Origin of the sequence: Limimaricola cinnabarinus, from assembly GCF_002723615.1 — a bacterium.
GTDB lineage: Bacteria > Pseudomonadota > Alphaproteobacteria > Rhodobacterales > Rhodobacteraceae > Limimaricola > Limimaricola cinnabarinus_B.
This window is the reverse complement of record NZ_KZ304963.1, coordinates 47,137-70,903: the sequence shown is the minus strand read 5'-3', so window position 1 is coordinate 70,903 and position 23,767 is coordinate 47,137. Positions and strand designations below refer to the sequence as shown.

The 23,767-nt window shown below is 66.3% G+C and carries 34 protein-coding genes; 30 read left to right on the top strand and 4 right to left on the bottom strand.

Translation table 11 applies throughout. The features are described 5' to 3' along the window. The first annotated feature begins 190 nt into the window (after positions 1–190). The 30 genes from rpsJ (at position 191) to CJ301_RS12640 (ending at position 18,225) form a co-directional block, all read left to right on the top strand. A complete protein-coding gene (gene rpsJ, locus CJ301_RS12785) occupies positions 191–505 on the top strand; it encodes a 30S ribosomal protein S10 (protein WP_017928013.1) in 315 nt (104 codons plus the stop codon). Positions 506–516: 11 nt separating this feature from the next. Continuing rightward, positions 517–1,332, top strand: a complete 816-nt coding sequence (gene rplC, locus CJ301_RS12780) for a 50S ribosomal protein L3 (RefSeq protein WP_099277785.1) — start codon at positions 517–519, stop codon at positions 1,330–1,332. Beyond that, positions 1,322–1,939 (top strand): 50S ribosomal protein L4, encoded by a 618-nt coding sequence (rplD, locus tag CJ301_RS12775; protein WP_099277784.1) that lies wholly within the window; start codon positions 1,322–1,324, stop codon positions 1,937–1,939. Before rplC ends, rplD begins: the two co-directional genes overlap by 11 nt. Further along, complete coding sequence (locus CJ301_RS12770) at positions 1,936–2,232, top strand: 50S ribosomal protein L23 (protein ID WP_099277783.1); 297 nt, start codon at positions 1,936–1,938, stop codon at positions 2,230–2,232. The genes rplD and CJ301_RS12770 overlap by 4 nt, the downstream gene beginning before the upstream one ends. A 135-nt stretch (positions 2,233–2,367) precedes the next feature. Beyond that, positions 2,368–3,210: a 50S ribosomal protein L2 gene (gene rplB, locus CJ301_RS12765; RefSeq protein ID WP_099277782.1), complete on the top strand. Its 843-nt coding sequence runs from the start codon at positions 2,368–2,370 to the stop codon at positions 3,208–3,210. A 3-nt stretch (positions 3,211–3,213) separates the two neighbouring features. Next, positions 3,214–3,492, top strand: a complete 279-nt coding sequence (rpsS, locus tag CJ301_RS12760; RefSeq protein WP_099277781.1) for a 30S ribosomal protein S19 — start codon at positions 3,214–3,216, stop codon at positions 3,490–3,492. A 3-nt stretch (positions 3,493–3,495) separates the two neighbouring features. Then, positions 3,496–3,876 (top strand): 50S ribosomal protein L22, encoded by a 381-nt coding sequence (gene rplV / locus CJ301_RS12755; protein ID WP_099277780.1) that lies wholly within the window; start codon positions 3,496–3,498, stop codon positions 3,874–3,876. Then, positions 3,876–4,583, top strand: a complete 708-nt coding sequence (rpsC, locus tag CJ301_RS12750) for a 30S ribosomal protein S3 (RefSeq protein WP_017928020.1) — start codon at positions 3,876–3,878, stop codon at positions 4,581–4,583. The genes rplV and rpsC overlap by 1 nt, the downstream gene beginning before the upstream one ends. Before the next feature lie 14 nt (positions 4,584–4,597). Further along, a complete protein-coding gene (gene rplP / locus CJ301_RS12745) occupies positions 4,598–5,011 on the top strand; it encodes a 50S ribosomal protein L16 (RefSeq protein WP_099277779.1) in 414 nt (137 codons plus the stop codon). A 146-nt stretch (positions 5,012–5,157) separates the two neighbouring features. Beyond that, entirely contained in the window at positions 5,158–6,084 is a 927-nt protein-coding gene (locus CJ301_RS12740) for an HNH endonuclease (protein WP_099277778.1), read from the top strand. A gap of 190 nt (positions 6,085–6,274) precedes the next feature. Then, positions 6,275–6,484 carry a 50S ribosomal protein L29 gene (gene rpmC, locus CJ301_RS12735; RefSeq protein WP_026147425.1) on the top strand — a complete coding sequence of 70 codons (210 nt, stop codon included), beginning with the start codon at positions 6,275–6,277 and terminating at the stop codon, positions 6,482–6,484. Positions 6,485–6,488: 4 nt separating this feature from the next. Then, positions 6,489–6,719, top strand: a complete 231-nt coding sequence (rpsQ, locus tag CJ301_RS12730) for a 30S ribosomal protein S17 (RefSeq protein ID WP_099277777.1) — start codon at positions 6,489–6,491, stop codon at positions 6,717–6,719. Positions 6,720–6,794: 75 nt separating this feature from the next. Continuing rightward, positions 6,795–7,163 (top strand): 50S ribosomal protein L14, encoded by a 369-nt coding sequence (gene rplN / locus CJ301_RS12725; RefSeq protein ID WP_017928025.1) that lies wholly within the window; start codon positions 6,795–6,797, stop codon positions 7,161–7,163. After that, complete coding sequence (gene rplX / locus CJ301_RS12720; RefSeq protein ID WP_085894974.1) at positions 7,163–7,468, top strand: 50S ribosomal protein L24; 306 nt, start codon at positions 7,163–7,165, stop codon at positions 7,466–7,468. Before rplN ends, rplX begins: the two co-directional genes overlap by 1 nt. Further along, positions 7,468–8,031, top strand: coding sequence for a 50S ribosomal protein L5 (rplE, locus tag CJ301_RS12715; protein WP_099277776.1), 564 nt, complete (start codon positions 7,468–7,470; stop codon positions 8,029–8,031). Before rplX ends, rplE begins: the two co-directional genes overlap by 1 nt. Positions 8,032–8,053: 22 nt before the next feature. Further along, positions 8,054–8,359 (top strand): 30S ribosomal protein S14, encoded by a 306-nt coding sequence (gene rpsN, locus CJ301_RS12710; protein WP_017928028.1) that lies wholly within the window; start codon positions 8,054–8,056, stop codon positions 8,357–8,359. A gap of 13 nt (positions 8,360–8,372) precedes the next feature. Further along, positions 8,373–8,765: a 30S ribosomal protein S8 gene (gene rpsH, locus CJ301_RS12705; protein ID WP_099277775.1), complete on the top strand. Its 393-nt coding sequence runs from the start codon at positions 8,373–8,375 to the stop codon at positions 8,763–8,765. Positions 8,766–8,778: 13 nt separating this feature from the next. Next, positions 8,779–9,312: a 50S ribosomal protein L6 gene (gene rplF / locus CJ301_RS12700; protein ID WP_099277774.1), complete on the top strand. Its 534-nt coding sequence runs from the start codon at positions 8,779–8,781 to the stop codon at positions 9,310–9,312. A gap of 12 nt (positions 9,313–9,324) precedes the next feature. After that, positions 9,325–9,684 (top strand): 50S ribosomal protein L18, encoded by a 360-nt coding sequence (rplR, locus tag CJ301_RS12695; RefSeq protein ID WP_017928031.1) that lies wholly within the window; start codon positions 9,325–9,327, stop codon positions 9,682–9,684. An 11-nt stretch (positions 9,685–9,695) separates the two neighbouring features. Next, positions 9,696–10,253 carry a 30S ribosomal protein S5 gene (gene rpsE, locus CJ301_RS12690; protein WP_099277773.1) on the top strand — a complete coding sequence of 186 codons (558 nt, stop codon included), beginning with the start codon at positions 9,696–9,698 and terminating at the stop codon, positions 10,251–10,253. Between the two features lie 11 nt (positions 10,254–10,264). Beyond that, positions 10,265–10,450, top strand: coding sequence for a 50S ribosomal protein L30 (rpmD, locus tag CJ301_RS12685; protein ID WP_017928033.1), 186 nt, complete (start codon positions 10,265–10,267; stop codon positions 10,448–10,450). Between the two features lie 278 nt (positions 10,451–10,728). Then, a complete protein-coding gene (gene rplO / locus CJ301_RS12680; RefSeq protein WP_099277772.1) occupies positions 10,729–11,205 on the top strand; it encodes a 50S ribosomal protein L15 in 477 nt (158 codons plus the stop codon). A gap of 106 nt (positions 11,206–11,311) precedes the next feature. After that, on the top strand, positions 11,312–12,685 hold the full coding sequence (gene secY, locus CJ301_RS12675) for a preprotein translocase subunit SecY (RefSeq protein ID WP_099277771.1): 1,374 nt from the start codon (positions 11,312–11,314) through the stop codon (positions 12,683–12,685). Beyond that, positions 12,682–13,350: an adenylate kinase gene (locus CJ301_RS12670; RefSeq protein WP_099277770.1), complete on the top strand. Its 669-nt coding sequence runs from the start codon at positions 12,682–12,684 to the stop codon at positions 13,348–13,350. The genes secY and CJ301_RS12670 overlap by 4 nt, the downstream gene beginning before the upstream one ends. A 212-nt stretch (positions 13,351–13,562) precedes the next feature. Then, positions 13,563–13,931 (top strand): 30S ribosomal protein S13, encoded by a 369-nt coding sequence (gene rpsM, locus CJ301_RS12665; RefSeq protein WP_085894966.1) that lies wholly within the window; start codon positions 13,563–13,565, stop codon positions 13,929–13,931. Between the two features lie 12 nt (positions 13,932–13,943). Next, a complete protein-coding gene (rpsK, locus tag CJ301_RS12660; protein ID WP_099277769.1) occupies positions 13,944–14,336 on the top strand; it encodes a 30S ribosomal protein S11 in 393 nt (130 codons plus the stop codon). A gap of 115 nt (positions 14,337–14,451) precedes the next feature. Continuing rightward, complete coding sequence (locus CJ301_RS12655) at positions 14,452–15,468, top strand: DNA-directed RNA polymerase subunit alpha (protein ID WP_099277768.1); 1,017 nt, start codon at positions 14,452–14,454, stop codon at positions 15,466–15,468. A 111-nt stretch (positions 15,469–15,579) separates the two neighbouring features. Next, complete coding sequence (gene rplQ / locus CJ301_RS12650; RefSeq protein WP_099277767.1) at positions 15,580–15,999, top strand: 50S ribosomal protein L17; 420 nt, start codon at positions 15,580–15,582, stop codon at positions 15,997–15,999. A 151-nt stretch (positions 16,000–16,150) separates the two neighbouring features. Further along, positions 16,151–16,762 carry an autoinducer binding domain-containing protein gene (locus CJ301_RS12645; RefSeq protein WP_099277766.1) on the top strand — a complete coding sequence of 204 codons (612 nt, stop codon included), beginning with the start codon at positions 16,151–16,153 and terminating at the stop codon, positions 16,760–16,762. A 113-nt stretch (positions 16,763–16,875) separates the two neighbouring features. After that, complete coding sequence (locus CJ301_RS12640) at positions 16,876–18,225, top strand: replication-associated recombination protein A (protein WP_254050148.1); 1,350 nt, start codon at positions 16,876–16,878, stop codon at positions 18,223–18,225. 48 nt (positions 18,226–18,273) lie between these two features. On the opposite strand, the gene CJ301_RS12635 is transcribed toward CJ301_RS12640, so the two are convergent. Genes CJ301_RS12635 through CJ301_RS12620 form a run of 4 tightly spaced genes read right to left on the bottom strand, consistent with a single transcriptional unit; the run spans position 18,274 to position 23,744 of the window. Beyond that, positions 18,274–19,824: a response regulator gene (locus CJ301_RS12635; protein WP_099277765.1), complete on the bottom strand. Its 1,551-nt coding sequence runs from the start codon at positions 19,822–19,824 to the stop codon at positions 18,274–18,276. Then, on the bottom strand, positions 19,817–20,176 hold the full coding sequence (locus CJ301_RS19250) for an Hpt domain-containing protein (RefSeq protein WP_099277764.1): 360 nt from the start codon (positions 20,174–20,176) through the stop codon (positions 19,817–19,819). The genes CJ301_RS12635 and CJ301_RS19250 overlap by 8 nt, the downstream gene beginning before the upstream one ends. Continuing rightward, a complete protein-coding gene (locus CJ301_RS12625; protein WP_099277763.1) occupies positions 20,173–22,992 on the bottom strand; it encodes a response regulator in 2,820 nt (939 codons plus the stop codon). Before CJ301_RS12625 ends, CJ301_RS19250 begins: the two co-directional genes overlap by 4 nt. Next, positions 22,992–23,744, bottom strand: coding sequence for a substrate-binding periplasmic protein (locus CJ301_RS12620; protein ID WP_099277762.1), 753 nt, complete (start codon positions 23,742–23,744; stop codon positions 22,992–22,994). The genes CJ301_RS12625 and CJ301_RS12620 overlap by 1 nt, the downstream gene beginning before the upstream one ends. Positions 23,745–23,767 lie beyond the last annotated feature (23 nt).

The following is a 23,767-nucleotide window of genomic DNA, read 5'->3' as shown; positions in this document are numbered from 1 at the left end:
CATCCGCGAAGGCGGCCGCACCGTCGGCGCCGGCGTGGTGTCGAAAATCGTCGAGTAACGACGCCCCCTAGTGGACGTCGCCGCGGGGCGGGTGTAATGCCCGCCCCGCACCACTTTTACGACGGGTTCGATGTGGACCGGCAATCCTGCCCGGCCGACCTCTCAACCCGAACCCTTGAAGGGGAATGTCATGGCCGCCCAAAGCCAGAATATCCGCATCCGGCTCAAGGCTTTCGACTACCGCGTGCTGGATGCCAGCACCGCGGAGATCGTCAGCACCGCCAAGCGCACCGGCGCCTCGGTCCGCGGGCCGATCCCGCTGCCGAACAAGATCGAGCGCTTCACGGTTCTCCGTGGCCCGCACATCGACAAGAAATCCCGCGACCAGTTCGAGATCCGCACGCATAAGCGTCTTCTCGACATCGTCGACCCGACCCCGCAGACCGTGGACGCGCTGATGAAGCTCGACCTCGCCGCCGGCGTCGACGTCGAAATCAAGGTGTGAGGGGGGTGACGATGTTGCGTTCCGGAATCATCGCCAAGAAGGTGGGCATGACCCGCCTGTTCCTCGAGGATGGCAAGCAGGTCCCGGTGACCGTGCTGCAACTCGACAACCTGCAGGTCGTGGCGCAGCGCACGGTCGAGCGTGACGGCTACACCGCCGTTCAGCTCGGTGCCGGCACCGCCAAGGCCAAGCGCGTGAGCGCGCCGATGCGCGGCCATTTCGCCGCCGCCAAGGTCGAGCCCAAGCGCAAGGTCGCCGAGTTCCGCGTCGCGCCCGAGAACCTGATCGAAGTGGGCGAGGAGATCATCGCCGCGCATTACTTCGAAGGCCAGTATGTGGACGTCTCGGGCACCTCGATCGGCAAGGGCTTTGCCGGTGCCATGAAGCGGCACAACTTCGGCGGCCTGCGCGCCACGCACGGCGTGTCGATCAGCCACCGTTCGCACGGCTCCACCGGCCAGTGTCAGGACCCGGGCAAGGTGTTCAAGGGCAAGAAGATGGCCGGCCACATGGGCGCCGCCCGCGTGACCACCCAGAACCTCCAGGTCGTCAAGACCGACGCCGACCGTGGCCTGATCATGGTCAAGGGCGCGGTGCCGGGCGGCAAGGGCGGCTGGGTCACGGTCAAGGACGCCGTGAAGAAGCCGCTGCTCGACACCGTGGTCTTCCCGGCCGGGCTGAAGAGCCATGCCGACGAAGCCAAGCGTCTTGCCGACGAAGCCGCGGCCCAGGCCGCCGCCGAGGAGGAAGCCGCCGCGAAGGCTGCCGCCGAGGCCGAGCAGGCCGCGATCGAATCCGCTGAGAAGGATGAGAACAATGAAGGCTGATGCGATCAAGCTGGACGGCGGCTCCGCCGGTTCCGTCGATCTCGACGAGACCATCTTCGGTCTCGAGCCGCGCACCGACATCCTGCACCGCGTCGTGCGGTGGCAGCGCGCGCGCGCCCAGCAGGGCACCCACTCGACGCTGGGCCGCTCCGAGGTCAGCTACTCGACCAAGAAGATCTATCGCCAGAAGGGCACGGGCGGCGCACGTCACGGCTCCAAGGGCGCGCCGATCTTCCGTCACGGCGGCACCTACAAGGGCCCGACGCCCCGCAGCCACGAGCACGAGCTGACCAAGAAGTTCCGCAAGCTCGGCCTCAAGCACGCCCTCTCGGCGAAGCTCAAGGCCGGCGAGCTGGTGGTGATCGAGACCGCCGAGACCGAGGGCAAGACCTCGGCCCTGGCAAAGCAGGTCGCCAGCCTCGGCTGGAAGCGGGCGCTGGTCATCGACGGCGCGCAGGTCAATGAGGGCTTCGCCCAGGCCGCGCGCAACATCGCCAACCTGGACGTGCTCCCCTCGATGGGCGCCAACGTCTACGACATCCTCCGCAGTGACACGCTGGTGCTCACCAAGGCGGCTGTCGAAGCCCTGGAGGCTCGCCTGAAATGAGCGCGAAACCCGAACACTACGACGTGATCCGCAAGCCGGTCATCACCGAGAAGGCGACCCTGGCCTCCGAGGCCAACGCGGTGGTCTTCGAGGTGGCGATCGACGCCAACAAGCCGCAGATCAAGGAAGCCGTCGAGGCGCTGTTCTCGGTCAAGGTGAAGGCGGTCAACACCGTCGTCACCAAGGGCAAGGTCAAGCGCTTCCGCGGCGTGACCGGCACCCGCAAGGACGTCAAGAAGGCCTATGTGACGCTCGAAGAGGGCAACAGCATTGACGTCTCGACCGGTCTCTAATAGGTGACCCCATCGGCGCGGCCCCGGATTCGTCCGGGGCCGCTCCTTTTACGACACGCCGGGGACCTTCGGGGCCCTAAACACAACCGGGCCATCCATTCGGGATCGCCCGCAAAGCAACGGAAGACACAAAGCATGGCACTCAAGTCGTACAAGCCGACGACGCCGGGCCAGCGCGGGCTGGTGCTGATCGACCGTTCGGAGCTTTGGAAAGGACGCCCCGTCAAGGCCCTCACCGAGGGTCTGACCAAGTCGGGCGGCCGGAACAACACCGGACGGATCACGATGCGTCGTCGTGGTGGTGGCGCCAAGCGCCTCTACCGGATCGTCGATTTCAAGCGCAACAAGTTCGACATGCAGGCCGTCATCGCCCGCATCGAATACGACCCCAACCGCACCGCCTTCATCGCGCTGGTTCAGTACGAGGACGGCGAGCAGGCCTACATCCTGGCGCCGCAGCGCGTCTCGATCGGTGACAAGGTCGTCGCGGGCTCCAAGGTCGACGTCAAGCCCGGCAACGCGATGCCCTTCTCGGGCATGCCGATCGGCACGATCGTCCACAACATCGAGATGAAGCCCGGCAAGGGCGGCCAGATCGCGCGTTCGGCGGGGACCTATGCCCAGTTCGTCGGTCGTGACGGCGGCTACGCCCAGATCCGTCTCTCCTCGGGCGAGCTGCGTCTCGTGCGCCAGGAGTGCATGGCGACGGTCGGCGCGGTCTCGAACGCGGACCACTCGAACCAGAACCTCGGCAAGGCCGGTCGCAACCGTCACTTCGGCAAGCGTCCCGCCGTCCGCGGCGTCGCGATGAACCCGATCGACCACCCGCATGGTGGTGGTGAAGGCCGGACCTCGGGTGGCCGTCACCCGGTGACGCCCTGGGGCAAGCCGACCAAGGGTGCGCGCACCCGTGACAAGAACAAGGCGTCGTCGAAGCTCATCCTTCGCTCGCGCCACGCTCGCAAGAAAGGCCGTTAACACATGGCTCGTTCTGTTTGGAAAGGCCCTTTCGTCGATGCTTACGTGCTGAAGAAAGCCGAAGCGTCGCGCGAGTCCGGCCGCAACGAAGTGATCAAGATCTGGTCGCGCCGTTCGACGATCCTGCCCCAGTTCGTGGGGCTGACCTTCGGTGTGTACAACGGTCGCAAGCACATCCCCGTCAACGTCAGCGAGGACATGATCGGTCAGAAGTTCGGTGAGTATTCGCCGAGCCGCACCTATCACGGTCACGCCGCTGACAAGAAAGCGAAGCGGAAGTAAGCCATGAGCAAGGACAAGAATCCCCGCCGCGTCGCCGACAACGAGGCGATGGCCAAGACCCGGATGCTGCGCACCAGCCCGCAGAAGCTCAACCTCGTCGCCGCGATGATCCGCGGCAAGAAGGTGGAGAAGGCCCTCACGGACCTGACCTTCTCGAAGAAGCGCATCGCCGGCGACGTCAAGAAGTGCCTGCAATCCGCGATCGCGAACGCCGAGAACAACCACAATCTCGACGTCGACGAGCTGGTCGTCGCCGAGGCCTGGGTCGGCAAGAACCTGATCATGAAGCGTGGCCGTCCGCGCGCCCGTGGCCGGTTCGGCAAGATCGTCAAGCCGTTCTCGGAACTCACCATCACGGTCCGCCAGGTCGAGGAGCAAGCCTAATGGGTAACAAGGTCAATCCCGTCGGCATGCGGCTCCAGGTCAACCGGACCTGGGACAGCCGCTGGTACGCCGACACCAAGGACTACGGCGATCTTCTTCTCGAAGACCTCAAGATCAAGGACTTCATCAAGAAGGAAGCCAAGCAGGCCGGCATCAGCCGCGTGATCATCGAGCGCCCGCACCGCAAGTGCCGGGTCACGATCCACGCCGCGCGTCCGGGCGTCATCATCGGCAAGAAAGGCGCGGACATCGAGGTCCTGCGCAAGAAGCTGTCGAACCTGACCTCCTCGGAGCTGCACCTCAACATCGTCGAGGTCCGCAAGCCCGAGCTCGACGCTGCCCTGGTCGGCGAAAGCATCGCCCAGCAGCTCGAGCGCCGCGTCTCGTTCCGTCGCGCCATGAAGCGCGCGGTGCAGAACGCGATGCGCATGGGTGCGCTCGGCATCCGCGTCAACGTCGCGGGCCGCCTCGGCGGCGCCGAGATCGCGCGGACCGAATGGTACCGCGAGGGCCGGGTGCCGCTGCACACGCTGCGCGCCGACATCGACTACGCGCTCTCCGAAGCCGAGACCCCCTATGGCATCATCGGGATCAAGGTCTGGATCTTCAAGGGCGAGATCATGGAGCATGATCCGCAGGCGCGTGACCGCAAACAGGCCGAGCTGCAGGAAGGCCCCGTGCCTCGCGGCGCCGGCGGCCGCCGGTAAGGGAGGGCTGAGACATGCTTCAACCGAAGCGCACCAAGTTCCGCAAGCAGCACAAGGGCCGGATCCACGGTGAGGCCAAGGGCGGCTTCAACCTCGATTTCGGCACCTACGGTCTCAAGGCCGTGCAGCCCGAGCGCATCACCGCGCGCCAGATCGAGGCCGCCCGTCGTGCCATGACGCGTCACATGAAGCGTCAGGGCCGGGTCTGGATCCGGATCTTCCCGGACACGCCCGTGACCTCCAAGCCCACCGAAGTCCGGATGGGTAAGGGCAAGGGCTCGGTCGATTTCTGGGCCGCCAAGGTCAAGCCGGGCCGGGTGATGTTCGAGATCGACGGCGTCAGCGAAGGCGTCGCCCGCGAGGCGCTGCGCCTCGCCGCGATGAAGCTGCCGATCAAGACCCGCACCGTGGTCCGCGAGGACTGGTAAGGGCAGGGCCTTCGGGCCGCTCACGAGATGAAGGCCCCCGCCGAGCGATCGGCGGGGGCTTTTGCCTTGCCGACAGCTTGTCTTTAATGGGTTCGGGTTGTGTGCAACCTCTTGCCACAACCTGCGGCTATCTATTCGGTGGGCCTATGACCAAACTTGTTCTCCTGCATCGATCCGACTCCATCTATGAGGACGAGCTGGATACCCGGTATGATTTTCCGAAAGCCTACTTGAAGGCTATGCGCGAAGGCGTCGGCGATTGGGTTGTGTATTATGAACCGGTGAAAGCCGGTCCGCGCGCATATTTTGCGGTCGCCAAGATTGCGGCGATCATTCCCAAGCCGGGAGTCGCCGATCGCTATTTGGCGTTGATCGAACCCGGCAGCTTCCTGCCATTCGATGAAAATGTCGCTCGTTTAATTGAGGGCCGCCCGCTCGAAACAGTGCTCTCACATCCGGATGGAACCCCTAAAAAGGGGGGCGCTCAGCAACAGGCTGTCCGCAGGTTGCCTGAGGCTGACTTTGCTAGGATCGTGAACATCGGACTGCCGCAGCATCTCGAAGAGATGGAAGCCAGGAGATATGGAAGTCCCTCTTCGGCCATGGCAGAGGAAGCACTTACATTCGAGCGCCCCATTCTCGAACGGTTGACCAGACGTGCCTACCGAGATGTCGCGTTTCGGCGCCGGGTCAGGGAAGCTTACGACTATCGCTGTGCGATTTCAGGACTTCGGCTCAGAAATGGCGGCGGCTGCCCGGAAGTGCAAGCAGCGCATATCCGTCCGGTTGATAAACAGGGAAGCGACTCGGTCCGTAATGGCCTGGCATTGTCAGGAACGTTGCATTGGATGTTCGATCGCGGTCTCATCTCCGTTGCTGAGGACTGGACGATCCTGGTGTCACGGAACAAAGTCCCCGGTGGGGTCGTGGACCGTCTCATCGTCCCGGATGGACGCCTCCGTAAGCCGAACGACCGGCATGACTGGCCCCACCCAGAAAACCTGCGCTGGCATAGAGAGAACGTGTTCGGGCAAGTATCTATGACCCCGGATGAAGTTCTACCTTGGAGCTGAGCGAGCCGAAGCGCGTCGGGGGTAGCGCGACCCTACAGGCACGACACGGTGCCCCGTCCGAGAAAGGGTTTGCATCCCCGGCCCATTCCGTCTAGGGACAGCGCTCATTCACCTATCCACCGGAATCAGGGTGACCCTCTCGATGATGAAAGGGGCCTTCCGGTGATGTCGAAAGGACAGGCCCATGGCGCTGCATGCCAAGGAACTCCGCGACAAGTCCGCGGACCAGCTCCGCGAGACCCTCGTCGATCTGAAGAAAGAAGCGTTCAACCTGCGCTTCCAGCAGGCCACCGGCCAGCTCGAGAACACCGCGCGGATGCGCGTCGTCAAGCGCGACGTCGCCCGCATCCACACCATCCTGAACCAGAAGGCGGCCGAAGCCGCCGGCACGGAGGCCTGAGCCCATGCCCAAACGCATCCTGCAAGGCGTCGTGACCTCGAACCAGAACGCGCAGACCGTCACCGTCTCGGTCGAGCGCCGCTTCACGCATCCGGTTCTGAAGAAGACGATCCGTAAGTCCAAGAAGTACCGGGCTCACGACGAGGCGAACACCTTCAATGTGGGCGACAATGTCCGCATCCAGGAGTGCGCCCCGAAATCCAAGACCAAGCGCTGGGAAGTGATCGCCGAATAAGGCGCCCATCTTCCAGCTTGTACGAAACCCTGGGGAGAAGGCCATCGCGAGCCCCCCAAAGGTCGGGAGAAACCCATGATCCAGATGCAGACCAATCTGGATGTCGCTGACAACTCCGGCGCACGCCGGGTGCAGTGCATCAAGGTCCTCGGCGGGTCCCACCGCCGTTATGCGTCGGTCGGCGACATCATCGTGGTGTCCGTCAAGGAAGCGATCCCCCGTGGCCGCGTGAAGAAAGGTGACGTCCGCAAGGCCGTCGTCGTGCGCACCGCCAAGGAAGTTCGCCGCGAAGACGGCACCTCGATCCGCTTCGACCGCAACGCGGCCGTCATTCTCAACAACAACAACGAGCCGGTCGGCACCCGTATCTTCGGGCCGGTGGTTCGCGAGCTGCGCGCGAAGAACTTCATGAAGATCATCTCGCTCGCGCCGGAGGTGCTGTAATGGCTGCGAAACTCCGCAAAGGTGACAAGGTCGTCGTCCTGACCGGCAAGGACAAGGGCAAGACCGGCGAGATCCAGTCCGTCGATCCCAAGGCCGGCAAGGCCGTGGTCGAGGGCATCAACGTCGCGATCCGCCACGTCAAGCAAAGCCAGACCGACCAGGGCGGCCGCCAGCCCAAGGCGATGCCGATCCAGCTGTCGAACCTGGCCATCGTCGATGCCAACGGCAAACCGGCCCGCGTCGGCTTCCGCGAGGAAGACGGCAAGAAGGTCCGCTTCGCCAAGACAACCGGGGACGTGATCTGATGCTCGACACCGCGAACTACACCCCGCGTCTCAAGGCGACCTTCGCCGACGAGATCAAGGCCAAGCTCAAGGAAGAGTTCGGCTACAAGAACGACATGCAGATCCCGCGCCTGGACAAGATCGTCCTGAACATCGGCGCCGGGGCCGAGGCCGTCCGCGACAGCAAGAAAGCCAAGTCCGCCCAGGACGATCTTTCGACCATCGCCGGTCAGCGCGCCGTCGTCACCAAGGCCAAGAAGTCGATCGCCGGCTTCCGCGTCCGCGAGGACATGCCGCTCGGTGCGAAGGTGACCCTGCGTGGCGACCGGATGTACGAATTCCTCGACCGCCTGATCACCGTGGCCATGCCGCGCATCCGCGACTTCCGCGGCGTGTCGGGCAAGAGCTTCGACGGCCGCGGCAACTACGCCATGGGCCTCAAGGAGCACATCGTGTTCCCGGAGATCAACTTCGACAAGGTCGACGAGGTCTGGGGCATGGACATCGTCATCTGCACCACCGCGAAGACCGACGCGGAAGCGAAGGCGCTGTTGAAGCATTTCAACATGCCGTTCAACAGCTGATCCGCGGGAGGAAAAGAGAGATATGGCCAAGAAATCCATGATCGAACGCGAGAAGAAGCGCGAGCGTCTGGTGGCTCAGTATGCCGCCAAGCGCGCCGAGCTCAAGGCGATCGCGAACGACAAAGACAAGCCCGTGGAAGAGCGCTTCAAGGCGAACCTGAAGCTCGCGCAACTGCCGCGCAACAGCTCGCCCACCCGTCTTCACAACCGCTGCCAGCTGACGGGGCGTCCGCACGCCTATTACCGCAAGCTGAAACTCAGCCGGATCATGCTGCGCGAGCTCGGCTCGAACGGGGAAATCCCCGGCATGGTCAAGTCGAGCTGGTAAGGAGGGTCCACAGATGAACGATCCCATCGGTGATATGCTGACCCGCATCCGCAACGCGCAGATGCGTCACAAGTCCACCGTCATCACCCCCGCCTCCAAGCTGCGCGGCTGGGTGCTCGATGTCCTCGCCGACGAAGGCTACATCCGTGGCTACGAGTCGACCACCGGCAAGGACGGGCACCCCGCTCTCGAGATCAGCCTGCGCTACTACGAAGGCGCCCCGGTGATCCGTGAGCTCAAGCGGGTCTCCAAGCCCGGCCGCCGCGTCTACATGAGCGTCTCCGACCTGCCGGCTCCGCGCCAGGGTCTCGGCGTCTCGATCGTCTCCACGCCCCGCGGCGTGATGTCGGATGCAAACGCACGCGCAGCCAATGTCGGCGGCGAAGTGCTTTGCACCGTATTCTAAGGAGGGTCCGGTAATGTCTCGTATTGGTAAACGCCCGGTCGCCCTGCCCAGCGGCGTGACCGCCAGCGTCTCCGGCCAGTCGGTCGAAGTGAAGGGCCCCAAGGGCACCCGCAGCTTCACCGCCACCGACGACGTCACCCTGACGGTCGAGAACGACGCGATCAACATCGCGCCGCGCGGCCTGTCCAAGCGTGCCCGTCAGCAGTGGGGCATGTCCCGCTCGATGGTGCAGAACCTCGTCACCGGGGTCTCGACCGGCTTCAAGAAAGAGCTCGAGATCCAGGGCGTCGGCTACCGCGCGCAGATGCAGGGCAACACCCTGAAGCTGGCGCTCGGCTACAGCCACGACGTCAACTTCGAGGTGCCGGAGGGCGTGACCGTCACGGCCCCCAAGCAGACCGAGATTGTTGTCGAGGGCATCGACCAGCAGCTCGTGGGTCAGGTTGCGGCGAACATTCGCGAGTGGCGCGCCCCGGAGCCCTACAAGGGCAAGGGCATCCGCTACAAAGGCGAGTTCATCTTCCGCAAGGAAGGCAAGAAGAAGTAAGGACGCGAAAAAATGGCAAACAGCAAACGGGATCTGTTCCTGAAGCGCCGTCAGCGCGTCCGGAGCAAGCTGCGCAAGGTGAACGCGGATCGTCCGCGTCTCTCCGTGCACCGCAGCAACAAGAACATCAGCGTGCAGCTGATCGACGACGTGAACGGCGTCACTCTCGCCTCGGCCTCCTCGCTCGAGAAGGATCTGGGCATCGTCGGGAAGAACAACGTCGAGGCGGCCGCCAAGGTCGGTGCGGCGATCGCGGAGCGTGCGAAGAAGGCCGGCGTGTCCGAAGCCTATTTCGACCGCGGCGGCTTCCTGTTCCACGGCAAGGTCAAGGCGCTCGCTGACGCGGCGCGTGACGCCGGCCTGAAGATCTGAGGAGACGTAACATGGCAGAACGTGACAACCGTCGCCGCGACCGCGACGAGAACCCGGAATTCGCCGATCGTCTCGTGGCGATCAACCGGGTGTCCAAGACGGTCAAGGGCGGCAAGCGCTTCGGCTTCGCGGCGCTCGTCGTCGTGGGCGACCAGAAGGGCCGTGTCGGCTTTGGCAAGGGCAAGGCCAAGGAGGTCCCCGAGGCCATCCGCAAGGCCACCGAGCAGGCGCGCCGCAACCTGATCCGCGTGCCGCTGCGCGAGGGTCGGACCCTGCATCACGACATGGAAGGCCGCCACGGCGCCGGCCGTGTCGTCATGCGCTCGGCGCCCGCCGGTACCGGCATCATCGCCGGCGGCCCGATGCGTGCGGTGTTCGAGATGCTGGGCCTTCAGGACGTCGTCTCGAAGTCGCTCGGTTCGCAGAACCCCTACAACATGATCCGCGCCACGCTGGACGGCCTGCGCGCCGAGCAGTCGCCGCGTGCGGTCGCCCAGCGTCGCGGCAAGAAGGTCGCCGACATTCTGCGCAAGCCCGAAGAGGCCAGCGCCGAAGTCGCCGAAGCCTGAGGAGAGCGGACATGGCAACCATCGTCGTCAAGCAGATCGGCTCGCCGATCCGTCGCCCCGCCTCGCAGCGTGCCACGCTGAAGGGCCTGGGCCTGAACAAGATGCACCGCACCCGCGAGCTCGAGGACACCCCCTCGGTGCGCGGCATGGTGAACTCGATCCCGCACCTGGTGCAGATCGTCGAAGAAAAGGCCTGAGCCACCGGCTCGGCCAAGGGAAGGGGCGTCGCGGGCAACCGCGGCGCCCCTTTCGCGTGCCGCTGCGCCGTGTTTCGCGCGCGAAACGGTCAGCATCCGTGCCCTTTGCGCCGGTCCTGACGCCCGTGCTGACGCGGGGTCGCGGCGCGCGGCTTGCACGGCGGGGCCATCGGGCGTATACGCCGCCGGTGGCCTCTTTCGGGGCCGCGAATCCAATTCAGCAAGCCGCGTTTGCCCCATCCGTCGCTGGGGGGCAGTTCCGGCACAGGAGAAGCGACATGAAACTCAACGAACTGCGCGACAACCCGGGTGCGGCCAAGAAGGCCAAGCGCGTCGGCCGCGGTCCGGGCTCCGGCACCGGCAAGATGGGCGGCCGCGGCATCAAGGGTCAGAAATCCCGCTCGGGCGTGGCCATCAAGGGCTACGAGGGCGGCCAGATGCCGCTCTACCAGCGTCTGCCCAAGCGCGGCTTCAACAAGCCCAACCGCATGGAATACGCCGTCGTCAACCTGGGCCTGATCCAGAAGTTCATCGACGCCGGCAAGATCGACGCGGGCCAGGACATCACCGAGGACGCGCTGGTCGCTTCCGGCCTGATCCGCCGCAAGCGCGACGGCATCCGCGTGCTGTCGAAGGGCGAGTTCACCGCCAAGGCCAACATCGCCGTCACCGGCGCCTCCAAGGGCGCGATCGAGGCGGTGGAGAAGGCGGGCGGCAAGCTCACCACCACCGCGCCGGCGGCCGCCGCCGAATAATCGGTGGCCGGGGGGCCTTGCGCTCCCCGCCCCCGTCACCGACTGTTCCCGCGCCGCCGACCGGAAGACCCCGGTCCGGCGGCGCTGACATGACAAGAGAGCCCCGATGGCATCAGCAGCAGAACAGATGGCCGCCAACATGAGCTGGGGGGCCTTCGGCAAGGCCACCGAGCTCCGTCAGCGGATCCTCTTCACGATCGGTCTCCTGATCGTCTACCGGCTCGGCACCTTCATCCCGGTTCCCGGGATCGACGGCGCCGCGCTGCGCAACTTCATGGAGGGCGCGGCCTCCGGCATCGGCGGCATCCTGTCGATGTTCACCGGCGGCGCGCTGAGCCGGATGGGCATCTTCGCCCTCGGCATCATGCCCTACATCTCCGCCTCGATCATCGTGCAGCTCATGGCCTCGATGTACGAGCCCCTCAAGCAGCTCAAGAAAGAGGGCGAGCAGGGCCGCAAGAAGATCAACCAGTACACCCGCTACTTCACCGTGGTGCTGGCGACCTTCCAGGCCTACGGCCTCGCCGTGTCGCTCGAAGCGGGCGATCTCGTCACCGATCCGGGGCTGTTCTTCCGCGCCTCGACCATGATCACCCTGGTGGGCGGCACCATGTTCCTGATGTGGCTGGGCGAGCAGATCACCGCCCGCGGCATCGGCAACGGCATCTCGCTGATCATCTTCGTCGGCATCATCGCCGAGATCCCCGCCGCCCTCGCGCAGTTCCTGAGCCAGGGCCGTTCGGGCGCGATCAGCCCCGCCGTGATCCTTCTGGTGATCGCCATGGTGGTCGGCGTGCTGACCTTCGTGGTGTTCATGGAGCGCTCCCTGAGGAAGATCCACATCCAGTACCCGCGCCGCCAGGTCGGCATGAAGGTCTATGATGGCGGCTCCTCGCACCTGCCGATCAAGGTCAACCCGGCGGGCGTGATCCCGGCGATCTTCGCCTCGGCGCTGCTGCTTTTGCCGACCACGCTCTCGACCTTCTCGGGCGGGCAGGGCGGCCCGGTGCTGTCGACGATCCTCGCCTATTTCGGGCCGGGCCAGCCGCTCTACCTGATCTTCTTCGCGGCGATGATCGTCTTCTTCACCTACTTCTACACCCGCGAAGTGGCGTTCAAGACCGATGACGTGGCCGACAACCTGAAGAACCAGAACGGCTTCATCCCCGGCATCCGCCCCGGCAAGCGCACCGCCGAGTATCTCGACTACGTGCTCAACCGCGTGCTCGTGCTCGGCTCGGCCTATCTGGCGCTGGTGGCGCTGCTGCCCGAGATCCTGCGCAGCCAGCTGGCGATCCCGTTCTACTTCGGCGGCACCTCGATCCTGATCATCGTCTCGGTCGGGATGGACACGATCCAGCAGGTGCAGAGCCATCTGCTCGCGCATCAATACGAGGGGCTGATCGAGAAATCGCAGCTGCGCGGCAAACGCGGCGGCAAGACCAACAAGACCAAGGCGAGGGGGCCTGCGCGGCGATGAGCACGAACATCATTCTTCTGGGGCCGCCGGGAGCGGGCAAGGGCACGCAGGCCAAGCGGCTGGTCGAGGAGCGCGGCATGGTCCAGCTCTCGACCGGCGACATGCTGCGCGAGGCGCGCTCCTCGGGCACCGAGATGGGCAAGCGCGTCGCCGCCGTCATGGACCGCGGCGAGCTGGTGACCGACGAGATCGTCATCGGGCTCATCCGCGAGAAGCTGACCTCGGGCGCGGCCTCGGGCGGCTACATCTTCGACGGCTTTCCGCGCACGCTGGCCCAGGCCGACGCGCTGGCGGCGCTGCTCGACGAGCTGGGCCAGAGCCTCGACCACGTGATCGAGATGCGGGTCGATGACGAGGTGCTGGTCGCGCGGATCACCGGGCGGGCCTCCTGCGCCAATTGCGGCGAGGTCTATCACGACGTGACCCGCCCGATCCCGGCGGATGGCAAATGCGCCAATTGCGGCTCGACCGAGATCACGCGCCGCGCCGACGACAACGAGGACGCGCTGCGCACGCGGCTTCTGGCCTATTACAAGCAGACCTCGCCCTTGATCGGCTACTACCACGCCAAGGACCAGCTTGAGAGCGTCAACGGGCTTGCCGCGATCGAGGAGGTTTCGGCCGAGATCGCGGGGCTTCTGGGCCAGCAGACCCAGGACGCCTGAGCCGGCGACGGCCCGCCGGGGCAGGGGGCTTGACCCTCTGCCCGGCAGCCCATAGACAGCCCCATCCCGAAAGGGAATCATTTCGCGCGAATGCCCCGGGTCGCCCCCGGCCTCGCGCGGATCACCTCGCAGGATGCGGCCCGGATCGTTCCGGGCCTCAGTTGTGAAAAAAGGCTCCGGAATCACGGAGCCGCAACGAAAGGACGCTAAACGTGGCACGTATTGCCGGCGTGAACATCCCGACCGCGAAGCGGGTTCCGATCGCCCTCACCTACATCACCGGTATCGGTGACACCACCGCCCGCCAGATCTGCGAAGCCGTCGGCATCGACGTCACCCGCCGGGTCAACGACCTGTCGGATGCCGAAGTGCTGGCGATCCGCGAGCACATCGACGCCAACCTCACCGTGGAAGGCGACCTGCGTCGCGAGACCACGATGAACATCAAGCGCCTGATGGACCTCGGCTGCTACCGTGGCCTGCGCCACCGTCGCAACCTGCCGGTCCGCGGCCAGCGTACCCACACCAATGCTCGCACCCGCAAAGGCCCCGCGAAGGCCATTGCCGGCAAGAAGAAATAAGGGGACGCATCAATGGCACGTGATACCCGTCGCGGAGGCAAGAAGAAGGTCTCCAAGAACATCGCCGCAGGCGTGGCGCATGTGAACTCCTCGTTCAACAACACCAAGATCCTGATCTCGGACGTGCAGGGCAACGCGATCTCCTGGTCGTCCGCCGGCACCATGGGCTTCAAGGGCTCGCGCAAGTCGACCCCCTACGCCGCCCAGCTCGCCGCCGAAGACGCCGGCAAGAAGGCGCAGGACCACGGCGTCAAGACGCTGGAAGTCGAAGTGCAGGGCCCCGGTTCGGGCCGCGAGAGCGCGCTGCGCGCCCTGGCTGCCGTCGGCTTCAACATCACGTCGATCCGCGACGTGACGCCGATCGCCCATAACGGCTGCCGCCCGCCGAAGCGCCGCCGCGTCTGAGCCAGCACTACCCGTTCGGGGCCGCGCCTTTTCGCGCGGCCCCGAACCGTCATTTTGAAACCTCGGGCGTCCGGCTCTTCGGGACCATGGAGCACGGACAGGAATGGAGGGACGCATGATCCACAAGAATTGGGCCGAGCTGATCAAGCCGACGCAGCTCGACGTCAAGCCGGGCAACGATCCGTCGCGTCAGGCGACCGTGGTCGCCGAGCCGCTCGAGCGCGGCTTCGGCCTGACGCTGGGCAACGCGCTGCGCCGCGTGCTGATGTCCTCGCTCCAGGGTGCGGCCATCACCTCCGTCCAGATCGACAACGTGCTGCACGAGTTCTCCTCGATCTCGGGCGTCCGCGAAGACGTGACCGACGTGGTGCTGAACCTCAAGGGCGTGGCGATCCGCATGGAAGTCGAAGGCCCCAAGCGGCTCTCCGTCCAGGCGACCGGCCCGGGCGTCGTCACCGCCGGTGACATCTCCGAGACCGCGGGCATCGAGATCCTCAACAAGGATCACGTGATCTGCCATCTCGACGACGGCGCAAATCTCTACATGGAGCTGACCGTCAACACCGGCAAAGGCTATGTCGCGGCCGACCGCAACAAGCCCGAGGACGCGCCGATCGGCATGATCGCCATCGACGCCATCTACTCGCCGGTCAAGAAGGTCTCCTACGACGTGCAGCCGACCCGCGAGGGGCAGGTGCTCGACTATGACAAGCTGACCATGAAGGTCGAGACCGACGGCTCGCTGACCCCCGACGACGCCGTGGCCTATGCCGCGCGCATCCTGCAGGACCAGCTGTCGATCTTCGTCAATTTCGACGAGCCGGAATCGGCCTCCGCCGGCGCGCTCGACGACGGGCTGGAGTTCAACCCGCTGCTTCTCAAGAAGGTCGACGAGCTGGAGCTGTCGGTGCGTTCGGCCAACTGCCTGAAGAACGACAACATCGTCTATATCGGCGACCTGATCCAGAAGACCGAAGCCGAGATGCTCCGCACCCCGAACTTCGGCCGCAAGTCCCTCAACGAGATCAAGGAAGTGCTTTCGGGCATGGGCCTGCATCTCGGCATGGATGTCGAGGACTGGCCGCCGGACAACATCGAGGACCTGGCCAAGAAGTTCGAAGACCAGTTCTGAGGTTCACGGGGGCGGGCCACCGCCCCCGCACGACCCGGGCATTCCGCCCCAAGGAGAGCGGTCGACACGCATCGGCCGCCGGACAAAGCAAAACGCTGAAGGAGACACCCAATGCGTCATGGAAGTGGCTACCGCCGCCTGAACCGCACCCACGAGCACCGCAAGGCGCTGTTTTCGAACCTCGCCGGCTCGCTGATCGAGCACGAGCAGATCAAGACCACGCTGCCCAAGGCGAAAGACCTGCGCCGCGTGATCGAGAAGCTCGTCACGCTCGGCAAGCGCGGTGACCTGCATGCCCGCCGCCAGGCCGCCTCGCAGCTCAAGCAGGACGCGCATGTCGCCAAGCTGTTCGAGATCCTCGGGCCGCGCTACGCCGAGCGTCAGGGCGGCTATGTCCGCGTGCTGAAGGCCGGCTTCCGCTATGGCGACATGGCGCCGATGGCGATCATCGAATTCGTCGATCGCGACGTCGACGCCAAGGGCGCCGCCGACCGCGCCCGGCTCGAAGCGGAAGACGCCGCCGCGGAGTGATAGGGAGCTAATCCCTAAGGATAGAGCCTCACCCCCAAAGGGTGGGGCTTTTTTGGTTAATGCCCCAACGTCAAGGGCTTAGCCCTTGGGGACCGGGGGTTTGACGACGTAGAAACGTGACGTGCCTGATCCTTTGGAGAATGGGAAAGCCATGTCACGCAGCGCCGGCATCGACCTGTATCTCGCCAAGCTTTCGGCTCTCGCCCCGGCGGGGTTCTGCGTTGCGCTGCACATCCGCTCCGCCGTGCCCTCCCTGAGCCACCAGGCCTTCCCGGAGGGCTGGGTCGAGCGCTATGCCGAGGAGGCCTATGCGCTGCGCGATCCGATCATCGCCTGGGGCTTCAGCACCACCGGAAGCTGCCGCTGGAGCGAGATCGAGATCCCCGATCCCTTCGACATCCTCGGGCAGGCGCGCGAGTTCGGGATGAATTTCGGCGTGTCGGTCTCCTGCGGCCCGCTGCAATCGCGCAGCATCGCCTCGGCCTGCCGCCCGGATCGCGAATTCACCGATGCCGAGATCGAGCGCTTCGCGGAGCGCATCGCGCATCTGCACGAGCTCACCGAGCCGCCGCGCGGGCTGACCAAGGCGCAGATCGAAGCCTTGCGCTGCATCGCGGAAGGCGATCGGCACACCGCCGCGGCGGCGCGGCTGGGGATCTCCGAAAGTGCGCTCAAGGCGCGGCTCGCCTCGGCGCGCAGCGCGCTGCTGGCGCGCACCACCACCGAGGCGATCCAGAGGGCCCGCGACCAGCGGATGCTCTGAAGAGGCGGGGCAAATCGGGGCGACGCGGGCAGGGGTCGGGGGGCTGCGCCCCAGATTTCGGCAGCAATACCAAATCTCTTGGAAGTTATCCACAGATACACTAGATTTGGGGCATGGCTGACCTGTTCGATCATCTCACCGAACCCGCATCCGCGCCCCGGCCCGCGCCGCCCGAGGCGCAGGCCGCGCATCGGCCGCTGGCCGACCGGCTGCGCCCGCAAAGGCTCGGCGAGGTCATCGGGCAGGAGCAGGTGCTGGGGCGGGATGCGCCGCTCGGGGCGATGCTCGAGGCGGGGTCGCTCTCCTCGCTGATCCTGTGGGGGCCGCCGGGGGTGGGCAAGACCACCATCGCGCGGCTTCTGGCCGATGCCGCCGATCTCGCCTTCGTGCAGGTCAGCGCGATCTTCACCGGCGTCGCCGACCTCAAGAAGGTGTTCGAGGCGGCCAAGCTCAGGCGCGGGCAGGGGCGGGCGACGCTGCTTTTCGTCGACGAGATCCACCGCTTCAACAAGGCGCAGCAGGACGGCTTCCTGCCGCATATGGAGGACGGGACGATCCTGCTGGTGGGGGCCACCACCGAGAACCCCTCCTTCGAGCTGAACGCCGCGCTTTTGAGCCGGGCGCAGGTGCTGGTGCTGGAGCGGCTCGACCTGTCGGATCTCGAACGGCTCGCCCAGCGGGCCGAGAAGGAGCTGGGCCGGGCGCTGCCGCTCGACGGGGCGGCGCGCGAGACGCTGCTGGAGATGGCCGATGGCGACGGGCGGGCGCTGCTCAACCTGATCGAGCAGGTCGCGGCGTGGAAGACCGACACCCGGCTCGGGGTCGAGGCGCTGACCGCGCGGCTGATGAAGCGGGCGGCGAAATACGACAAGTCGGGCGAGGAGCATTTCAACCTCATCTCGGCGCTGCACAAATCGGTGCGCGGCTCGGACCCCGACGCCGCGCTGTACTGGCTCGGGCGGATGCTGGTCGGGGGGGAGGACCCGCGCTACCTCGCGCGGCGCATCACCCGCATGGCGGTCGAGGATATCGGCCTCGCCGATCCGCAGGCGCAGACGATCTGCCTGCATGCCTGGGAGACCTATGAGCGGCTGGGCAGCCCCGAGGGCGATCTCGCACTCGGGCAGGCGGTGATCTACCTCGCGCTCGCGCCGAAATCCAACGCGGGCTACGCCGCCTTCAAGGCGGCCTTGGCCGAGGCGCGCAAGACCGGCTCCGAGCCGCCGCCCAAGCACATCCTCAACGCGCCGACCCGGCTGATGAAGGAGCAGGGCTATGGCAAGGGCTATGATTACGACCACGACGCGGAGGATGCGTTTTCGGGGCAGAACTACTTCCCCGAGACGATGAAGCGGCCGGTCTATTACACGCCGGTCGATCGCGGGCATGAGCGCGAGCTCAGGAAGCGGGTCGAGTTCTTTTCGGGGCTGCGCGAGAAACGCAGGCGCGGCGAGGGGCGCTAGGCGGGCCGGGCAGCTGATCCATGCGCAAGGGCGTGCGGGAAGCCGTGCTTACCGGACGAAGGACCGCTTGATCACCAACTCCTTGTCGTTTCGCTTGGGCTCCACGAGATACATGCCCAGAACGATGACCGCGAAGGCCAGCCATGCCAGCGGCGAAAGCTCCTCGCTCAGCAGCAGCATGCCCCAGACGACGCCCGCGATGGTCATGGCATAGGCGCTCTGGCTGTAGAAGACCGCCCCCGCCGTGGCGACGAGGCGGAACGCCAGGAGCAGGGAGGAGGCGCCGACGATGCCCATCAGCAGAACCAGCAGCTCCAGCCTGCCGATATCGGGGCCCAGCGGCAGGAGGCTGTCCGTGGCCCAGGCGACAGGGGCGAGAAAGGCGGCGGAGAGGCCCATCATCAGGCCGACCGAGGCGAAGATATCCACCTGCGCGGGGCGCTTGCCCGCGAGAACCAGCGCCTCGACGGCAAAGAGAAGCGGCAGGAGCATCGCGAAGATCAGCCAGGCGTTCTGCGCCCCGGCCGCGATGTCGAAGCGGGTGAACAGCACCAGCGAGACACCGGCAAGACCGACCAGCAGCCCCGCGAGGCGCTTCGCGTCGGCTCTCTCCATGCCGGTCATCGCGGCGACGGCAAAGACGATGAAGCCCTGCAAGGTCACGATCAGCGACAGCATCGCCGCCTCGACATGGGCCGCGGCGACGAAGGTGGTCATGCGTTGCAGGATGCCGGCGATGAGGGCCCAGTAGGCATAAAAGCGCAGCTCCCGCCAGCCCAGCCGCGGCAGGCGCCGCCGGTAGCACGCGATGCCGAGGCAGAGCAGCGCCGCGATGCCGTTCACCCAGACGGCGAGCCCCAGCGGATTGGAGCCGAGGCCGGCAGCCATGCGCGACAGGGCGGGGGTGAGCCCCCAGACGAGGCCCACGGCCAGCACCAGAAAGCTGCCCTGAAGCGTCGCCACGGCGCGGTGCAGCTTCAGCTCGCGCTCGTAGATCTCGTTGGCCATGCCGCGAAAGACCGCCGCGAGCCGGCCCAGCGGATCGCTGTGCCGGACCAGATCGTCGAGCGCCAGGCTGTCGGGATCGAAGCGCCCGCGTTCGAGCTTTTCGGCCGCCTCGGTCAGCCGTTCGATGCGCCCGAAATACTCCTTCTCCTGATCGCGAAAGCGCTTGCGGGTGAGAGAGGCTTCGAGCCGCGCCTTCAGGATCACCGGATCGAAGCTCTTGGGCAGGAAATCCTCGGCGCCCAGCTCGATCGCGCGGACGACGCTCTCGGTCTCGTCGTCGAGGGCGGACACCACGATCACCGGCACGTCGCGCATCGCAGGGCTCGCCCGCATCCGGTCGAGCACGTCGAAGCCGTCCATCTGCGGCATCACGATGTCGAGCAGCACCGCGTCGAAGCTCCGCTCCGCCAGCATCCTTAGCGCCTCGCGGCCATCCGTGGCGGTTTCGGCATCATGCCCGAGACGGGTCACCGCGATGCGCAGCTTCTTGCGGTTGATGGCGTTGTCGTCGACGACGAGAACCCTGGCCGGGAGGGGCGCGCCCGGGGCGGCATGGGCAGCGGGGGCGGCGGGGGCGGTGGCGTCATTCATCGCGTCGCGCCAATTCGGCGAGGGCGGTCCGGGCACGCTCCAGCTCGGCGGCGATCACGCCGATCCGCGCGTGCAGCGCCTCGAGATCATCGGTGGCGGCGGCCTGTTCGGTTCGCGCGCATTCGGCCGCGAGCGCGGTGGCGCCGAAATCGCGCGCGTTGGATTTGAGGCTGTGGGCCGAAATGCGCAGCGCGTCGCGATCGCCCGCATGGGCGGCGCTTTGCATCTGCGAAAGGGCGCGGGGCCCTTCCTGCTGGAAATCATCCAGCAATTCCCGAAGGTCCTCGGGGTCGCCGCCGATCGCGGCCAGCAGCCGCTCCAGCGCGGCCGGATCGATCACCTCGCCGCTCATGGGCCTGCCGCCGCCGCGCCAAGGCGCGTCTCGCGCAGCCGCCGGGCCGCATCGAGGCTCGCGACCAGCGCCTCGACGTCGATCGGCTTGCTGAGGTAATCGTCGAAGCCGGAGCGCAGATAGGTCTCGCGCTCGGAATGCATCGCATTGGCCGTCAGCGCGACGATATAGGGGGTCTCGTCTTCGGGCAGGCTTTCGCGGATCTTCTGCGTCGCCGTCACCCCGTCCATCTCCGGCATCTCGATATCCATCAGCACGATGTCGAACGCATCGCCGCGGCAGGCCTCGATCGCGCCCGCGCCGCTGCCGGTGACGACCGGCGCGATGCCGAGCCGCTTGAGGATCTTGCTCCCGACCTTCCGGTTGATGGCGTTGTCATCCACCAGCAGCACCCGCAGATCATTCTGCTCCGCGCCTTCGGCCTGCCCCGGAGGGGTGCCGCGCGATGCCGGCATCTGCGCGGGGGCGAGGATGCGCACCAGCGCCTGGAGCAGCTGGCCGGACTTGGCCGGTTTGGTCAGCGCCGCGGCATAGCCCATTTCCGCCACCGCCTCGCGAAAGCGCCCCTCCATCGGCGAGATCGAGCTGAAGAGGATCATGGGGGGTGCCGCCGCCTTCAGCCGTTCGCGCACGGCGGTGGTGAATTCGAAGCCGTTCATGTGCGGCATCTTGTAGTCCACCACGACGACATCGAAGACGCGCCCCTCCGCCAGCAGGTCGAGCGCCTCCTGCGGGTCGCCGCAGCCGTGGGGCACGAGGTCCCAGGCGCGGAACCTCTCGCTGAGAATGATGCGGTTGGTGCGGTTGTCGTCGACGACGAGGATGCGCGCGCCCCGGAGCGCCGCCAGCTGCCTTTCGCGGCTGGCGCGGTCGGGAATGGCGGCGACCTCGCCCGGCAGGGTGAAGGAAAAGGTCGTGCCCCGGCCGGGCGTGCTCGTGACGCTGATCTCCCCGCCCATCAGCTCGACCAGCCGCTTGGTGATGACGAGGCCGAGACCCGTGCCGCCATAGCGCCGCGTGGTCGAGGCATCGACCTGGCTGAAGGATTTGAAGAGCCGGTTCATCCGTTCCTCGGGAATGCCGATCCCGGTGTCGCGCACCTCGAATGTCAGGAGCACCGTCTCGCCCGGTATCCGGCCCGCATCGGGCATCATCGTGGAGACCGTCAGCACCACCTCCCCCTTCGCGGTGAACTTCACCGCGTTGTTGAGCAGGTTCATCAGGATCTGCTTGAGCCTGACCTGATCGCCGATCATCCCGGCGGGCACGTCGGGATTGATCCGGCAGGCCAGCTCGACATCCTTCTCGGCGGCCTTGGGCGCGACGATCTCCACCGCCGCCTCGATGGTCTCGCCCAGATCCATCGGCGTCTGCTCCAGCTCCAGCGCGCCGGCCTCGACCTTGGAGAAATCGAGGATGTCGCTGATGATGGTCAGCAGGCTGTCCGCCGCGGTGACGATCGTATCGCTGAAATCGCGCTGCTCCTCGTCGAGATCGGTGCCGGCCAGCAGCGTGCTCATCCCGATGATGCCGTTCAGCGGCGTGCGGATCTCGTGGCTCATCGTGGCGAGGAAGGCGCTCTTGGCCTCGTTGGCGGCCTCCGCGGCCTCCTTGGCGTGTTTCAGCTCGTCCGAGATGCGCTTGATCTCGGTGATGTCGGAATGGACGGCGACGGTCCCGCCCTCGGAGGTGCGCCGGTTGCTGACCTGCAGCCAGCGATTGCCCCTCATCTCCTGGACATAGGGCGCGCCGGGCTGGCGATGACGCGAAAGCTGGCGCTGGATCCAGCTCTCCGGGTCCGGGTGCGCATTCGGAAAGGCGCCGGTTTCGACCGATCCGCGCAGCAGCGCCTCGAAGGACAGGCCGGGCCCGAGCGCGTCGGCGTCATCGCCGTCGCCCAGCATGATCTCGCGGTAGCGGCGGTTGGCGACGACCAGCCGATCGGCCTCGTCGAAGAGGGCGAAACCCTCAGAGATGCTGCCGATCGCATCCGCGAGCTGGCCACGCGCCTGTCGCGCCGTGGCTTCGGCGCCTGCCAGCTCGGCGGTGCGCTCCTCCACCCGGCGCTCCAACTCGTCATTGGTGGCGCGCAGCTGCGCCTCATAGGCGTCCTGCCGCGCCTGCATCTCGTTGAAGGCGGCCACGACGCGGCCGATCTCGTCGCCGCTGTCCCAGTCGACGCGGGCGCGCGGCGCGCTGGAGGCGACCCGGCTGATCGAGGCCATGAGCAGCGAGAGCGGCCGGCCGATGATCCGGCGGTTGACGATGAGCGTCGCGGTCACCACGGCGGCCATCAGGATCCCCGCGAGGATCAGGGCCAGCGTGAGGCGCTCGCGCGCCAGCTCGGTCAGCCGTGCCTCCGAAAGCGCGATCTCGAGCGTGCCGATCCGCAAGGCGCTCTCGCCCGTGTCGTAGAGGATGTCGCGCCGGGCGGTGAAGGCGCTGCGCTCGAAGGCATCGGGCGCGCCGAGCGCGGCGACGATCCGGTCCTGCTCGTCGAGAACCGAGACCGCCAGGACGTCCTCGTCGGTCATCACCGCGGCAAGGATCAGCTTGATCTGCTCGTCGGCGACGTTCCACAGGGCCTCCGCCACCACGGCGCTCTGGATTTCCGCCATCTTGTCGAGCTTGGCATGAAGCTGCGCCTCGGCCGAGCGGCGGGCATTCCATTCGAAAAGGCCGAAGACGATGATGGTCGAGATCATGACCAGCGGCAGCAGATAGGCCAGCAGCTTGCCCTGAACCGAACCGGTCAGCCACCGCAGCCCCGGCACCGGCGGGCCGGGGCCGGCCTTGAGGCGGGCGCTCCCCAGCATCAGAACTCGTCCGCGAAGTAGCTTTCGACGAGGGCGGGCACGTCGATCTGCGCGAGCCCGGCATTGAAGTGGTCGCGCAGGGCGCGGCCCGCCGCGTCATCGTTGAAGCACAGGTAGAGCGTCTTGTGCTCGAGCGGCCTCGGGTTGAAGCGCAGCACCGTCTCCAGCCCTTCGAGCGAGGGCTCCGTCGCCAGCAGGTAGGCCAGCACCAGCTTGTCGATGACCGCGACATCGATGCGCTGCAACGACAGCTTGCGCAGGTTGGTGACGTCGTCCGCGGCCGGAATGGCATGAATCCAGCCCGTCCCGGCCTTCTCGTCGAACTCGTCGGTATTGGCATAGCCGAGAACCGTGCCGATCTTCAGCTTCTGCTCGCCGAGATCGTCGACGCGCTCCCAGGTGATCGGCGCTGCGACATGCTCGACGAAGCCGAGCGGGCCGTCCCCGATCGGGTCCGAGGGCACGAAGCCCTCGACATGCCGGCAATGATAGCCCGGAAAATAGGCCACGACCTCTTCGGTGTCGCGGGTCATCGAGATCGCCCGTTTCCACGGCAGGGTGCGGATCTCGACCTCGGTCCTGGCGGCGGCGAAGGCCCGGCGCACGACCTCCGCGGTGGCCCCTCCCTTCGGCAGCTCCTCGGAGACATAGGGCGGCCAGTTGAGCGTCGCGACGACCACGGAATGCCGATCGGCCAGGGCGGGGGATGAGAGCAGGAGGCCGGCAAGGATGACAAGATGGGCGCACTTCATCGGCCAGCTCCATTCAATCGCGG

Coding starts and splice junctions, on each gene's coding strand:
- rpsJ (WP_017928013.1), top strand. CDS start 191: ATGGCCGCCCAAAGCCAGAATATCCGCATCCGGCTCAAGGCTTTCGAC.
- rplC (WP_099277785.1), top strand. CDS start 517: ATGTTGCGTTCCGGAATCATCGCCAAGAAGGTGGGCATGACCCGCCTG.
- rplD (WP_099277784.1), top strand. CDS start 1,322: ATGAAGGCTGATGCGATCAAGCTGGACGGCGGCTCCGCCGGTTCCGTC.
- CJ301_RS12770 (WP_099277783.1), top strand. CDS start 1,936: ATGAGCGCGAAACCCGAACACTACGACGTGATCCGCAAGCCGGTCATC.
- rplB (WP_099277782.1), top strand. CDS start 2,368: ATGGCACTCAAGTCGTACAAGCCGACGACGCCGGGCCAGCGCGGGCTG.
- rpsS (WP_099277781.1), top strand. CDS start 3,214: ATGGCTCGTTCTGTTTGGAAAGGCCCTTTCGTCGATGCTTACGTGCTG.
- rplV (WP_099277780.1), top strand. CDS start 3,496: ATGAGCAAGGACAAGAATCCCCGCCGCGTCGCCGACAACGAGGCGATG.
- rpsC (WP_017928020.1), top strand. CDS start 3,876: ATGGGTAACAAGGTCAATCCCGTCGGCATGCGGCTCCAGGTCAACCGG.
- rplP (WP_099277779.1), top strand. CDS start 4,598: ATGCTTCAACCGAAGCGCACCAAGTTCCGCAAGCAGCACAAGGGCCGG.
- CJ301_RS12740 (WP_099277778.1), top strand. CDS start 5,158: ATGACCAAACTTGTTCTCCTGCATCGATCCGACTCCATCTATGAGGAC.
- rpsQ (WP_099277777.1), top strand. CDS start 6,489: ATGCCCAAACGCATCCTGCAAGGCGTCGTGACCTCGAACCAGAACGCG.
- rplN (WP_017928025.1), top strand. CDS start 6,795: ATGATCCAGATGCAGACCAATCTGGATGTCGCTGACAACTCCGGCGCA.
- rplX (WP_085894974.1), top strand. CDS start 7,163: ATGGCTGCGAAACTCCGCAAAGGTGACAAGGTCGTCGTCCTGACCGGC.
- rplE (WP_099277776.1), top strand. CDS start 7,468: ATGCTCGACACCGCGAACTACACCCCGCGTCTCAAGGCGACCTTCGCC.
- rpsN (WP_017928028.1), top strand. CDS start 8,054: ATGGCCAAGAAATCCATGATCGAACGCGAGAAGAAGCGCGAGCGTCTG.
- rpsH (WP_099277775.1), top strand. CDS start 8,373: ATGAACGATCCCATCGGTGATATGCTGACCCGCATCCGCAACGCGCAG.
- rplF (WP_099277774.1), top strand. CDS start 8,779: ATGTCTCGTATTGGTAAACGCCCGGTCGCCCTGCCCAGCGGCGTGACC.
- rplR (WP_017928031.1), top strand. CDS start 9,325: ATGGCAAACAGCAAACGGGATCTGTTCCTGAAGCGCCGTCAGCGCGTC.
- rpsE (WP_099277773.1), top strand. CDS start 9,696: ATGGCAGAACGTGACAACCGTCGCCGCGACCGCGACGAGAACCCGGAA.
- rpmD (WP_017928033.1), top strand. CDS start 10,265: ATGGCAACCATCGTCGTCAAGCAGATCGGCTCGCCGATCCGTCGCCCC.
- rplO (WP_099277772.1), top strand. CDS start 10,729: ATGAAACTCAACGAACTGCGCGACAACCCGGGTGCGGCCAAGAAGGCC.
- secY (WP_099277771.1), top strand. CDS start 11,312: ATGGCATCAGCAGCAGAACAGATGGCCGCCAACATGAGCTGGGGGGCC.
- CJ301_RS12670 (WP_099277770.1), top strand. CDS start 12,682: ATGAGCACGAACATCATTCTTCTGGGGCCGCCGGGAGCGGGCAAGGGC.
- rpsK (WP_099277769.1), top strand. CDS start 13,944: ATGGCACGTGATACCCGTCGCGGAGGCAAGAAGAAGGTCTCCAAGAAC.
- CJ301_RS12655 (WP_099277768.1), top strand. CDS start 14,452: ATGATCCACAAGAATTGGGCCGAGCTGATCAAGCCGACGCAGCTCGAC.
- rplQ (WP_099277767.1), top strand. CDS start 15,580: ATGCGTCATGGAAGTGGCTACCGCCGCCTGAACCGCACCCACGAGCAC.
- CJ301_RS12645 (WP_099277766.1), top strand. CDS start 16,151: ATGTCACGCAGCGCCGGCATCGACCTGTATCTCGCCAAGCTTTCGGCT.
- CJ301_RS12640 (WP_254050148.1), top strand. CDS start 16,876: ATGGCTGACCTGTTCGATCATCTCACCGAACCCGCATCCGCGCCCCGG.
- CJ301_RS12635 (WP_099277765.1), bottom strand. CDS start 19,824: ATGAATGACGCCACCGCCCCCGCCGCCCCCGCTGCCCATGCCGCCCCG.
- CJ301_RS19250 (WP_099277764.1), bottom strand. CDS start 20,176: ATGAGCGGCGAGGTGATCGATCCGGCCGCGCTGGAGCGGCTGCTGGCC.
- CJ301_RS12625 (WP_099277763.1), bottom strand. CDS start 22,992: ATGCTGGGGAGCGCCCGCCTCAAGGCCGGCCCCGGCCCGCCGGTGCCG.
- CJ301_RS12620 (WP_099277762.1), bottom strand. CDS start 23,744: ATGAAGTGCGCCCATCTTGTCATCCTTGCCGGCCTCCTGCTCTCATCC.